Raw genomic sequence first — 12735 nt, forward strand, 5'->3', positions numbered from 1 at the left:
TCCCGAAAGAAACTTGCCGTTATTTAGGGCAAGGTTCTCCGCAATGTAGCGGACAGTGTTAGAGCCATCCCTTATGGGATGGCCCTTTCTTTAATCTCGCGTTATTCAATCCTTCCCTATGAAGTCAAAAGATTAAATGAGAACATCAAACTCATTTACGTAAACGGCATTCCCCGTAATTTCAATCACATTCCCGTTATCGGTGACGGACACTCGGATCTTGCCGTCCCTTCCGATCTCGTGCCCCTGCTCGATCAGAAGCTCTAAAGAAGGAGCTTGTTTGTTGATGTATCTAGCGTAGTAAGCGCCCATCACCCCAGAGGCTGTGCCAGTGACCGGGTCCTCAATGGTGCCGGAAAACGGAGAAGAAAAATGACGTGCGTGCATATGTGCATGAGGGTCATAGGTTTCAAAACAAAACGGATGAATAGATGCTTTAGGCATTTCCTGCAGCACCTTCGGGAAAAGTTGATTGTTGGGCTGCATTCGTTTGAATGCGGCAAGGGTTGTGATTGGGATCAACAACGTCCATGTACCTGTGCTTCCGTACATTGTGGGCAGTTCTGACTCGATATCACTTTCTTCAATTCCCATGGAGTCAGCCAGATCTTTGAGAGAGCCTTTAAATTCTTGAAACTGGGGAACAGCATGCCTCATGGTAATGTCAAGCCCGTCGTTTGAAGACAATCGAATCGGCAAAACCCCTGCTTTTGTTTCAATCAGAAGGTCAGCAGCATCACCAAGTAATCCCTTTGTTTTTAAAGCGTAGATCGTAGCCATCGTTGCGTGGCCACATAGATTTATTTCATGACCGGGTGTAAAAAAACGAATTCTTACATCTGCTTTATCGGACTTAAGAGGGAAAGCTGTTTCATTAAAGCCTACTTTTTCAGCGATTTCTCTCATTTCCTCTTCGGTAAGAGTTTCGCCATCCAACACGACTCCCGCTGGATTTCCCAAATTGGGAACCTTGCTGAATGCATCATAATGATAAACGTGTATGTTCTTCACAAGTCCACCCCCATGTATGTTCCTCTTAGTCATATCGTGGCCTAGAGCCAACTTGCGATTCTGCTCTCCCTGCTGTATGCAACGACAAGGTTTTGTTTAGCGCGTTGATTTGTATACGAAGTCCTCTTTTGCTTAATTATTAAGTGCAGCTTGCATTTGTAAACCGATCGGTTTATACTAAACTAAACGGAATAGAAAGCGAGGAGAATTTTATTGAATATACTGATTCCCCCATTTACTCATGAATCCGCGATTAAAAAAGTCCGGCTGGCAGAAGATGGCTGGAACAGCCGCGACCCGCAACGGGTCTCACTTGTCTATACGGAGGACAGCTCTTGGAGAAATCGCAGCGAATTTCTAGTCGGTCGCACGGAAATTATTTCGTTGTTAACAAGAAAATGGGCTAAAGAGCTGGACTATCGGCTGATCAAGGAGCTTTGGTCGTTCACCGATGACCGGATTGCAGTACGCTTTGCATATGAGTGGCATGACGATAGCGGAAATTGGTTTCGGTCGTATGGGAACGAGAATTGGGAATTTGCCGCTGATGGCTTGATGAAGCGCAGATTTGCGTCGATTAACGATTTGCCGATTAGTGAAGCTGAACGAAAGTTTCATTGGCCGCTCGGTCGGCGCCCCGATGACCACCCCGGTCTAACCGATCTAGGTCTATGACCCGTACCGTATTCGAAAAGGCCGATGTCATTCCGATGGTTGCTGAGGTGTTTCGCGAGCTCGGTTACGAGGGCGCATCCATGAGCAAAATAACGGCCCGCACACGTCTTTCCAAAGGAAGTATTTACCATTTTTTCCCTGGGGGGAAAGATGAAATGGCTGCCGAGATTCTCGAACACATCGATCAATGGTTCATAAGCAACATATTTGAGCCGCTTGAACGGGACGAACCCCGTGCAGCTATTCAAAACATGTGGCGAGAGGTCGATGCGTATTTTCAGTCGGGTCAACGAATATGTCTTGTCGGTGCTTTTGCCCTAGACGAGACGCGTGATCGGTTCGCTTCGAAGATTCGACAGTATTTTAAAAGGTGGATCGCTGCCTTATGTGCCGCAATTGTTCGAACAGGCGCATCTATGGAAGTTGCTACTCAAATTTCGGAAGATGCGATTGGCAGTATTCAGGGCGGATTGATACTCAGTAGAGCGCTCAACGATGAGACCGTTTTTAAACGTACCTTGGCAGGTCTTGCCCAGCGAGTAACGGATTTGTTCGAGGTGAATCCTTCATGATTGATGCTAAGGTATGGAGGTTGCCCGTCTCTATCACAAGAGGTTCGAGGCGATATCTACGCTTACTCACCCACAAGCCTATTTATCAATGCCGCTTCGTCCTATTGCAACCTCATATAGGAAATCATTTTACAGAATTTCGAAATAAATAGCAAGGAATGTAAAGGGCGAAATAAACCTGAAGCTTATCATAAAGATTGCCCGGCAGCATCTGGAGATCTTGATAAGAAGGAGCTTTTGAGAAATTGGGGTTCGGGATGTTCAAGGAGGCTAGATTAACGTTGGGGGTTAACTAGGGCGTGTCTGAAAACTCATCATAATGGGTCTACTTCAACAAAATCAAAGCAGAATCCAGAAAAACAAAGCTCAAAAAGTTTCGAGCAAGTTTATCGTAGCATGTGGTGATCCCGCGGAATTGTTTGAGTTTGTTGAACAAGCATTCCACCACATGGCGTTCTTTATAGTGATAAAAGTCGCATTCCCAAGGTTGTGCCGCATTGGACTTTGGAGGGATGCAGAACGTGGCATCTTGGGATTCGATATAGGTTCGAATATCCTTTGTCCCGTAGGCTTTATCGGCTAAAGCAACGCTTCCAGACAAGATTATGTCAGAGAGAGCTTGGATGGCTACCGTAGTGTCATGGATATTGCCGGGCGTTAAAAAAAGCCGAACCGGGTTACCCGGCGCGTCCACTACAGCGTGGATTTTGGTGTTGCGCCCCTCTCGGGACAGTCCGATTTCTTGGATGGATTCGGCGTTTGCAGCCCCTTTTTAGCCCCCGCTGCATGCTGATGAACTTTACAGGAGGTGCTGTCCAGAGAGGCATCCTGCAAGTCCGCATCGCTAGTCAAGGACTCAAACACCTTTTGAAAAAGATCGTCGTTACTCCACAAACGGAATCGGGAATACACGGTTTTCCAAGGACCAAAACGTTCAGGCAAATCACGCCAAGGAGCACCTGTTTTGACTTTCCAAAGCATGCCATTTAGCATCACCCGGTTAGATTTGGAGGGTCTGCCTTCTCCCATGTTTTCGGGTGGTAATTGATCTTTAATCCGTTCTCAGTCCTGATCCTTGATTTCGTGGCGTCTTAGCATCCTTATGAGCTCCTCGTTATTTCGTCCTTGTAAAATTATGCTATGCTTACGCCTTTGAAGCAACCTCTAGTTTTCAGACAAGCCCTAGTTCAGCATATCTAAAATTTTAGTAAGAACTGCTTCTTTGTTAGACCAATGGATATAATGTTTAGAATTAGCTAGGGTTTCCTGATGGCTGTCGTTGGACCAATGCAACAGCTGTTGCTGCACCCTACTCCAGTCACCGCCGGTATCCGATGATAGAATGTGCAAAGGAATATCCTTTAAATAACCTCCATCAATGACTAATTGAGCATTTTCGTTTATATTTTTTATCCAGTTTAAATTACTATCATCCCCGATGTGATTATAATACATGGCGATGTCTATATCTTTAATTTTACTCGGAAGCCAATTATACCGTATGTTTTCACCTGCGAAAGGAAGTAAAAAACCGATATTCCCTAATGCTCTAACAACCCCAGTCACTCTTAATCCTGCAGTAAATCTATTCATCAGATAGGATCCGGTTTCTAAGCCTTGTGCGTAATATTCAGGACTACCACCATCCAGCAACAGGATTCCTTTGACTTCATTTGGATATTTTTGAGCATAATGAATGACTTCTAATGAAGCTAGAGAATGCCCAACTAAAAGATAAGGTGATGTTTCATTCGCTGTCTGAAGCAACTGGTGCAGTTCTTCCACTATTGTATCTATTGTTCTTGGGATATTTGTATTTTCACTCCAGCCATAACCTGCATGGTCATAACTTACGCTCCTTGCATATTGATGCAGTTCGCTTTGCAAAAGATAATAATCCGTAAAAGCACTTGGCGTTCCTGAGCCTGTTACAAAAACAATTGTGAGGCTACCTTCACCAACACCATACAAATGCATGTCATGAGAGTTTATTCGATAAACGCTTCCCGGTGGCAAAAACATTTTTTCTTCTCTCTTCACCATTATATTTTGCCAGATAATTCCGCTAATTAAAAGTATCAAAATAATTAGCATCGTAATAATTATGTTTACTCTTCTTTTTCGGGTTGCTATTTTCATGATTTTTCAGACCGCCCTGTTTCACTGGATTTATTCATTCCTTCTATCATGTTAATTTCCAGCAGAGCCTCAAAGAACAGATCAGGCTGTTCCAGCAATGACATAAGGGGCCTGCGAATCCTTAGCGCCCAAAATATAATACATGGGAAATTCATAATTTTTCGCTTCTGTACACTTCATGGATTTGATAGATTATGTGAAGTATCGTTTTCAATAAAGAAGGTTGGAGTAACAAAAGAAACAATCTACAAGGAAGTCGCCGCCATTGACGCGCAGCGCAAGAGATACTTTACCGAACATTTTAAACTGATTCGTTTAACCATGTTTCCGTTCCCACCCTTGATGTTATTTTAGAATGTTTTTCTCCAAGTGTAATTGTCGAAGAAACAAAAACAAGGGAAGACCTAGTGAAGGACCTACCAGTAGCGTACCTGCAATCGGCAGCCATAAATATTTCATTCTCTTTCTGGTGCCTTCTAACAGAATGAATCCCATGAGCACGATCGCGGTAACTAAACATCCATCCATGCAAAAGCTCCGATACGCGAACTGGTTATGGCTTCAAATAGGAGAGTCATATCGAAGCCGTTGCGCACGACCCAAGGGATGAATTGCGAATAGGGCAAGACGAGTCCCAAAAAAGATAATACTCCATAAAAGTACTTCACTATAACTCTCCATTAATTTTGTAATTCTAAAAAGCTCGCAAAAGTCCGTTTGCTCCATCTTCGCTGCTACCTGTGACCCCGGCTCTACCCATGTCCTTCAAGGCTCCGTTCCAAGCCTGCCGCGGGATTTTCCGAAAAACTTGCCCCTACTTACGGTACGGTTCCCCGCTATACATCTCCAGCCCGAGCGGAGCCGTCAGCAAGTCTCTGGCTTTGGCGACGAAAGCCTGGAAGTGCTCGCTTTGGTTGTGCAGGGCGGCAGCCTCCGGACTTTTCCACACCTCGACCATCAGATAGGTGTGCGCTTGCTCCATGTCCGGGTACAGGGTGTAGGACAGGTTGCCCTCCTCCGCGCGGGAAGCGGCCACAAGCGGCTGAATTTCTTTCAGAAAGCTGTCTTTTTTATCGGGATGGACTTGCAGGGTAGCGTGAATAATAAGCATAAGAGTAGTCTCCTTTATGTTGTGTTTATTTCCAGGTCGCGACTTTGTCAAGCGGCAGCCGGACGGATGGATAGCCGCTGCTGTCGGCTTTGCCGATGGAAATGAGCATGACTGGCACATAACGCTCAGTGTCCAGGCCGAAGGCTTCGGCGATTTTGTCCTTCTCGTACCCGCCGATCGGATTCGTGTCGTAGCCGTAAGCGCGGGCGACGAGCATCAGCTGCATGGAGACAAGCCCGGCGTCGATCAGCACCGTATCCCGGTTCAAGGCCGGAGACATCTGGGCGTAGAAGCCGGAGATGATCGGGAATTGCTGCTCCTTCACCTCGGCCGGCATATAGCCTAGCTCCACAGCCTTGCTGTAAATGTAGTCCGCGTTGTCGAAGCTTTGCAGATCGCCGAAAACGGCAATCACGGCAGCCGAGGTTTCCACCTGGCGCTGATTGAAGCGGGCGAGCGGAGCCAAAGCCGCCTTGGCTTCCGGGCTTTCGATCACGAGAAAGCGCCATGGCTGCATATTGACGGAGGAAGGGGCCAAGGCCGCTTGCTCCAATATAGCGGTCATTTCCTCGCGGCTGATTTTCACATTCGGATCATACTGCTTAATGGACCGGCGTCCGCTCACAATAGCTTGAAAATCGTTGCTGACAGCTGTTGTTTTCATTTTTCGTCTTCTCCTTTATAATCTTGAATATTTTCCTGCATGCGCTCAATCATTTGGGTCAGCAGCAGCCGCTCCTCGTCACTGAAGCCGCGGAGCAGCTGGTCGAGAAAGCGCGTTTTTTCCTCCCTGTAGGAGGCAATTTCCTGCCGTCCGTGCTCAGTCAGGCAGACAAGGGTAATCCGATTGTCGTTCGGGCTACTGCGCCGGGTGACGATGCCGTCCGCCTCCAGCTGCTTCAGGTGGCGGGTGATGGCGGCGCGGTCGATTTGCAGCTCCTTTTGCAGAGCGGCTTGGCTCAGCTCACCGGCTGTGAACAGCAGCTGCAGCAGCCGGAAACGGGACGGGCTGACGCCCGTGCAATGCCCGAAGGAGGCGCTGATCTGAAAGTAGAGCTGCTGCAGCCGGTCGATGACGGATGGCTGCTTCGGTTCGTTCATGCAGCACCTCCTTGGCTAGACTTGGTTTATTGCTTGAGATTAGTTGATACATCAACTATTGATATATCAATCATATCTCGTTGATTTTCTCTTGTCAACCTGGCGAGACGAAACAACCGGTCAATGGAAATAAGCCCCTTCGGGTTTATCGAAGGGGCGTTGGCTTGGCTTGGCTTGGCACGCAGTCTGGCAGTCTGCGTCGCTTTAAGGCTTCTGGCTGGCATCAATGAGCTGGATCAGCTTGTCGACGCCTTGCTGTCGGCGACCCCGGACATTTCCTGCGGATACAGCTTCAGCACGTTTTTGCCCACGCCAACCGGCTTAAGCCCCAGCGGCAGCAAATAGCCGCCATACGTCAGGACAACTGCTTTTGCGGAGCTGCGGGAAGCTGCACGCTGCGCCCGAGGGCATCCGTATGCGTTCTCAACGCCGGGGGAGAGGAGGCTGGCTGCGACGGTTGTCCAGCCGCGGCCTCTCCCGAGCCGGAGCTGCTGCATCCGGATACTAATAAAAGCAGCGCGCGTAGCAGGCTGAGCGCCAGCACGGGTTGCAGCTGATGTTTCATGTAAGGACCCCTCCAAGACTCATATTGATAATAATTATCGTTGTCACCAATACTGTACCTGGATGGTCGGCCGATAACAAGCAGCGATTCGGACCTGTTTGTCGGACGAATGGAACCTGTGAGCATCGTCTGCTGCAGCTTGTACTGCCGCGGCGTTAGCCCGGTTTGCTTTTTGAACAGCCGATTAAAGTAGTACAGGTCTGCATAGCCTACGTTGGCGGCCACCTCGCGGATGCCAAGCTCGGTCGTCTCCAGCATACGCTTGCTCAGCTCGATCCGCTTGCGGATCATGTAGTCGCTTGGGCTGCATCCATGCTTGCGCTTGAATACACGAGCCAAATAACGCGTGCTGTAATGGAACAGTCCGGCCATCTGCTCAAGCGAGATCGGCTCGTCGATCCGTTCGTCGATGTACCGCGCGATGCGCTCGGCCAGCTCCGGCTGCTCCTCCTGATCAACCGCTGCTGCGAGCTGACGAAAATGCTCGTGTACCCATTGATAAAATAACGACGTCGTCATAAGCCGGTTCAGCTCGTCGCCTGCGGACCAGTGCCGGTGCATACGCTCCAGCAGGACCAGCAGAGCTCCCGGATCGACGGGCTGAAACGCGTAGGGCGCCGATAAGGGCAGTCCGGTCCCGGCGGAGCGAACCGAAGCGGCAGGGCCATGCCTGTAAAGCACCAGCTTGCAGGCTGCGCCGGCCGTGCCCGCCTGCATCGTCAGTACAGCTCCCTTGGAGCCGTGAAGCAGCATGCCGGCGGCGAGGGCGGGGCAGTCGCCGCCGTCCAGCGTGGCCCGGACTTTACCGCGGAGGATCACAAGGAAGGCATGGCCCGGCAAGCGATAGTCGCGCAGCGGCTCCCCGGCTGCAGCTCCAGGTCCCGGACATCCCGGACGGAGGCGGGATACTTGTTCCATTGCTTCAAATACGCAGGCCAATCCATGGCAGCCCCCTCATCCTTTAGCCGCTCTCTTGGATTGGCGGAACGCCGTGGGCGACATGCTGTTGAACTTATTAAACGTGCGATTGAATTGCGAGAAGCTGGTGAATCCGCACTGCTCGGCGATTTCCGTAATTTTTAACGTCGTATTGGCCAGCCGCTGCTGCGCGTTGCGAATGCGTGTCATCTGAATATACTCGGTCAACGTAAATCCGGTCGTTTTATTGAATTGATGCGATAAATAATGGGAGCTGATGAAAAATTTTTTCGAGATAAAGTCCAGGGACAGCTCCTGCATGTAATGACCGTGGATATAGGCCGTAATCGAGTAAATTCTCTGGGTTATCGAGTTGCCGAGCATTTGTCGAACGTAGCGGTTCTCCTGCTTGTGCCGATACATGGAGTAGAGAAATTCGGTAAATTTGCAATGAACGGCTACGGCATTCAGCAGCGGCACATGTCTGGACAAGTTGAAAATTTCATTAATGGGCGCGAATAAAGCCTCGCGAAGCTCCTCAGAGAAGCGGAAGATCGGCAGCGGCTCCTGAAACAGCGAAAGCAGCTCGGCGTAGCCGGATTCAAGACCGGGTATCTCGCTCGGAACGGCAAAATTAATAATGAGCCGCTTCAGGGGGAGGCCTTCGGGATATTGGGTTTTATGCAGCAGAGCCGGCCGCAGCAGCACGATATCATATTGCTGGATGTCATACAGATCGCCTTCGATAATATGAGCGGCCGTATGCTCCATTAAAATATGAACTTCGTAAAAATCGTGAAAATGCTCAAATTTCATATTGATGCTATGCGAGCGCTCTCCGTAATCAAAAAAATAAAAAAGCGGGTCCCCGGCTTGATTAATATGGATAGCGTGGTCTCGTTCATAGCGTAATGCGGCTTCAGGCAAGCTGGTTCACTTCCTTACTCATTTGTCAAATGAATACCCGCATTATAGCATGAAATGCAATGAAAATAATAAATGTAAGCAAAAAGCACGTAGTTTCCCATGAAACGGGTCTGGTATAGTGAGGTTGCCCAAACAGACCGATCCGATGCAACGACAACGGTCTTACGAAACGATAGATGGACGTGCGAGTTCTATACTCGCTTTTACTTTGAGGAGGCTGTCATGATGAAACCGAATGCCTTATATACCCGGATCGGGACCTTGATTAAGCAGCTCGATGCCGCCAGACTGAGCGGAAAAGTGTATGCCGAGCAGCTTTATATGAAAAACTGCGACTACCACCAGTGGGAGCTTGTCCATGATGATCCGCAGGAATGGCCGATCTTCCGCAGAGGCGACGGCTGGGGAGGCAAGGACATCCATAGCGTCTTCAAGACGAAGCTGCAGATTCCGGCAAGCCTTGCGGGCAAGAAGGTGATCTGCGGCGTCGTTACGGGCGCCGACGATATTTGGAACTATGACAACCCCCAGTTTCTGGCCTTCGTTAACGGCGAGCTGGTCTGCGGGCTGGACGTCAACCATACGGAAATCGAGCTAACGGCCGCAGCCTCCGAGGGGGACGTTTTTGAGCTTGCCTTATACGGCTATTGCAGCACCACGGCCGAGCATGTATTTTTGGAAGTTTTTATAGCCGAGCAGCATCAGGACGTCAGCGACTTGTACTACGATCTAAGGACTGCGCTGGAGGCGGCCGATCTGCTGCCGGAGGATCATCTGGAGCGGATGACGCTGATTCAGGAGCTGAACCGGGCGGTCAACCTGCTGGATCTGCGCAAGATGAGCAGCAGCGAATTTCATGCTTCCGTGCTCGAAGCCCGCGCTTTTCTGCAGGACAAGGTGTACAGCGGCCGTTTCCCGTTGCATGAATTTGTACCGACCGTTCACGCGATCGGCCATACCCATATTGATGTAGCCTGGCTTTGGTCGCTGGATCAGACGCGGGAGAAGGTGATCCGAAGCTTCGCAAGCGTCATGTATTTAATGGATAAATACCCGGAGTACACCTTTATGTCCAGCCAGCCGCAGCTCTACGACTACTTGAAAGCCGACTACCCTCCGCTGTATGAAAAGCTTAAACAAAAGGTCGCGGAAGGGCGCTGGGAAGCCGAAGGCTCGATGTGGGTAGAGCCGGATTGCAATCTCATTTCCGGAGAGTCGATGGTTCGGCAAATTTTGCACGGGAAGCGGTTTTTCCAAGAGGAGTTTGGCGTGGAAAACCGGGTGCTTTGGCTGCCGGACGTTTTCGGATACAGCGCGGCGATGCCGCAAATTTTGAAGAAAAGCGGCATTGATTATTTTATGACGACCAAAATCGGCTGGAACGACACGAACCAGATTCCGAATGACACGATGTATTGGAGAGGGATCGACGGAACGGAGATTTTGACCCATTTCATTACGACGACCGGGTATGACAAGCATCCCGACCTCAAGCTGCGCCGTGGGTTCAATACCACCTATAACGGACTGTTAAATGCGAGTCAGGTCAAAGGAACCTGGCAGCGGTACCAGAACAAAAGCCTGAATACCGATGTGCTGCAATGTTACGGCTATGGGGATGGGGGCGGCGGACCGACTTCGGAAATGCTGGAGCTGGGCAGACGGCTGGAAAAAGGGCTGCCGGGCGTTCCGGCGGTCAAGCGCACGTTTGTCAGACCGTTTTTCGAGCAGCTGGAGCGTACGCTAAGCGGAAACAAGGACGTGCCGAGATGGTCCGGCGAGCTGTATCTGGAATATCATCGGGGGACGTATACGTCGATGGCCCGCAATAAACGCTACAACCGTCTGAGCGAATTCCAGCTCGCCGACGCGGAGCTGTTTGCGACGCTTCGCCAGCGGGCGGATCACGAAGCGGCATACCCTGTTGCTGCGCTTGAGCGCGCCTGGAAGCTGACGCTGCTGAATCAGTTCCACGATATTTTGCCGGGCAGCTCGATTGAGCAGGTGTATACCGACTCGCAGGCCCAATATGAAGAAGTGCTTCAACTGACCGGCGAGCTGATTACCAAATCGTTAAACGGAATTGCAGGCCGCATTTCCTCTGACGGTCAGCAAGTCGTGGTCTTTAATTCGACGGGCTTTGCACGCACCGATCTCGTGGAGCTGGCGGCGGGTGATGACCGGATGGCGGTATATGACGGAGAGCAGGAGCTGCCTTGCCAGCTTACGAAGGACGGACGACTGTTGTTTGTGGCGGCAGGCGTACCGGCGAACGGGTATAAAAGCTTTGCGCTTATCCGCACGGATCGCGTACCTGCAGCCGATCAGCCGCTGATCCGCTTCGAGCATAACCGGATCGACACGCCTTTCTATGAAATTGTGCTGAACGAAGCGGGCGAGCTGACCTCGGTGTGGGACAAGTCGGAGCAAAGACAACTGATCAAGGCTGGTGAGCGCGGCAATGTGCTGCAGGTGTTCGAGGACCGGCCGGCCGAATATGAGGCTTGGAACATCGACCAGACGTTTGTGGAGAAAATGTGGGAGATTACCGATCTGCAGCAGCTTGAGTGCGTGGAGAACGGTCCGGTCCGGGCTTCGCTGCTGCTCAGAAGAGCTTTCATGGACTCGGTCATTGAACAGACGATCACGTTTTACCGCCATACGGCCAGAATCGACTTCCGCACCGCGGTGGACTGGAAGGAGGAGCGGCTGCTGCTCAAGGCGGCCTTCCCGCTGGACATTCGCACCGACAAGGCTGTCTATGAAATTCAGTACGGCAATGTGGAGCGCGCGACGCACCGCAATACAAGCTGGGATGAAGCGCGGTTTGAGGTATGCGGCCACAAATGGGTCGATTTAGCGGAAACCGGCTATGGAGCGGCGCTGCTGAACGATTGCAAATACGGGCATGATGTATACGATTCGGTAGTGCGGCTGTCGCTGATTAAAAGCGCGGTGTACCCGAATCCGTCGGCGGATAAGGAAATGCACCACTTTACGTATGCGTTATATCCGCATGCCGGGGATTTCCGGGAAGGGCGCGTCATTCAGGAGGCGTACGATCTGAATCGTCCTTTGTACGCTCGGGAGATCGGAGTACAGGCTGGAGATTTGCCGTCGGAATGCTCCCTTGCTTCCGTTGATCGCGACAACGTCATCATCGAGGTGATCAAAAAAGCGGAGCAAAACGGCGACATGATCATTCGGGTGTATGAGGCGCACGGCCGGCGCACCAAAGCGTCTTTACAGCTGCCGCAGCTGGGCAATGCCGCTGTGTATGCCTGCAATCTGCTGGAGCATGCAGAGGCGGAGCTGTCTGCTGTTGAGGGGCGCGTTGCTTTTGAAATTCGTCCTTATGAAATTTTGACGTTCCGGGTTGCCAGTGAAGCTGTCCACGGTTAGGACAGGAAAGGGGAAAAACCGCTCATTGAGCGGTTTTTCATTTTTTTTCGTAGGGGAGAAGCCGTGGGCGCGAAGCTTTCTGACGGCGAGCAGGCTTTGTGAATCGCTTGAGCCAAAGCCGGCACTTCTGCGGCGGCTTGCTCCTCAGCCGGTTATGGGCCGGACGGTAAGCGCCCTCCAGCGCCGACAGGAGCACGGAAGCCAACTGCGCGACAGGCAGTGTCGCGGCGAACTCTCCTTGCGCCACACCCCGCTGCAGCAGCTGTTCGATCAGCTCAAGCTGGCGCTGGAAAAACTGTCCGATTCGCTCCCGG

Annotated in this window: 12 protein-coding genes and 2 pseudogenes; 4 read left to right on the forward strand and 10 right to left on the reverse strand. The window is 50.9% G+C overall.

All coding sequences use genetic code 11. From position 1 onward, the window contains the following. Positions 1-132: 132 nt before the first annotated feature. Positions 133-1011, reverse strand: coding sequence for a PhzF family phenazine biosynthesis protein (locus AC6ROY_RS09455; protein WP_500100038.1), 879 nt, complete (start codon positions 1009-1011; stop codon positions 133-135). Positions 1012-1224: 213 nt separating this feature from the next. Between AC6ROY_RS09455 and AC6ROY_RS09460 the strand changes: the two genes are divergently transcribed. Together AC6ROY_RS09460 and AC6ROY_RS09465 are read left to right on the forward strand one after the other, a co-directional pair. Further along, positions 1225-1686, forward strand: coding sequence for a nuclear transport factor 2 family protein (locus AC6ROY_RS09460; RefSeq protein ID WP_500100040.1), 462 nt, complete (start codon positions 1225-1227; stop codon positions 1684-1686). Between the two features lie 35 nt (positions 1687-1721). Continuing rightward, positions 1722-2258, forward strand: a complete 537-nt coding sequence (locus AC6ROY_RS09465; RefSeq protein ID WP_500100175.1) for a TetR/AcrR family transcriptional regulator — start codon at positions 1722-1724, stop codon at positions 2256-2258. Between the two features lie 325 nt (positions 2259-2583). Here AC6ROY_RS09465 and AC6ROY_RS09470 read toward each other — a convergent pair. The 6 genes and pseudogenes from AC6ROY_RS09470 to AC6ROY_RS09495 form a co-directional block, all read right to left on the reverse strand. Then, positions 2584-3314, reverse strand: a protein-coding gene (locus AC6ROY_RS09470; protein WP_500100176.1) for an IS5 family transposase whose coding sequence is annotated in 2 segments (ribosomal slippage) — positions 2584-3017 and positions 3017-3314 — 732 coding nt in all. Because the reading frame shifts where the segments join, the coding sequence is not laid out codon by codon here. 126 nt (positions 3315-3440) lie between these two features. Then, positions 3441-4397, reverse strand: a complete 957-nt coding sequence (locus AC6ROY_RS09475; RefSeq protein ID WP_500100042.1) for an alpha/beta fold hydrolase — start codon at positions 4395-4397, stop codon at positions 3441-3443. Between the two features lie 345 nt (positions 4398-4742). Continuing rightward, positions 4743-5065, reverse strand: a pseudogene (locus AC6ROY_RS09480) (DUF2834 domain-containing protein). A 146-nt stretch (positions 5066-5211) separates the two neighbouring features. Continuing rightward, complete coding sequence (locus tag AC6ROY_RS09485; RefSeq protein ID WP_500100044.1) at positions 5212-5508, reverse strand: putative quinol monooxygenase; 297 nt, start codon at positions 5506-5508, stop codon at positions 5212-5214. A 25-nt stretch (positions 5509-5533) separates the two neighbouring features. Further along, entirely contained in the window at positions 5534-6172 is a 639-nt protein-coding gene (locus AC6ROY_RS09490) for a nitroreductase family protein (protein ID WP_500100046.1), read from the reverse strand. Next, positions 6169-6609 carry a MarR family winged helix-turn-helix transcriptional regulator gene (locus tag AC6ROY_RS09495; RefSeq protein WP_500100047.1) on the reverse strand — a complete coding sequence of 147 codons (441 nt, stop codon included), beginning with the start codon at positions 6607-6609 and terminating at the stop codon, positions 6169-6171. Before AC6ROY_RS09495 ends, AC6ROY_RS09490 begins: the two co-directional genes overlap by 4 nt. Positions 6610-6732: 123 nt before the next feature. On the opposite strand from AC6ROY_RS09495, the gene AC6ROY_RS09500 reads away from it, so the two are divergent. Continuing rightward, entirely contained in the window at positions 6733-6954 is a 222-nt protein-coding gene (locus AC6ROY_RS09500) for a hypothetical protein (protein ID WP_500100048.1), read from the forward strand. A gap of 10 nt (positions 6955-6964) precedes the next feature. Here the strand turns inward: AC6ROY_RS09500 and AC6ROY_RS09505 are convergent, their stop codons facing one another. Beyond that, positions 6965-8113: a helix-turn-helix transcriptional regulator gene (locus AC6ROY_RS09505; RefSeq protein ID WP_500100049.1), complete on the reverse strand. Its 1149-nt coding sequence runs from the start codon at positions 8111-8113 to the stop codon at positions 6965-6967. Positions 8114-8128: 15 nt separating this feature from the next. After that, positions 8129-9019: a helix-turn-helix transcriptional regulator gene (locus AC6ROY_RS09510; RefSeq protein WP_500100051.1), complete on the reverse strand. Its 891-nt coding sequence runs from the start codon at positions 9017-9019 to the stop codon at positions 8129-8131. 222 nt (positions 9020-9241) lie between these two features. Here AC6ROY_RS09510 and AC6ROY_RS09515 point away from each other — a divergent pair, with 222 nt between their 5' ends. Beyond that, entirely contained in the window at positions 9242-12421 is a 3180-nt protein-coding gene (locus AC6ROY_RS09515; RefSeq protein ID WP_500100052.1) for an alpha-mannosidase, read from the forward strand. Positions 12422-12458: 37 nt separating this feature from the next. Here the strand turns inward: AC6ROY_RS09515 and AC6ROY_RS09520 are convergent. After that, positions 12459-12728, reverse strand: a pseudogene (locus AC6ROY_RS09520) (TetR family transcriptional regulator C-terminal domain-containing protein); the annotation flags it as partial. Positions 12729-12735: the final 7 nt, after the last annotated feature.

The organism is Paenibacillus sp. sg306046 (assembly GCF_059821225.1).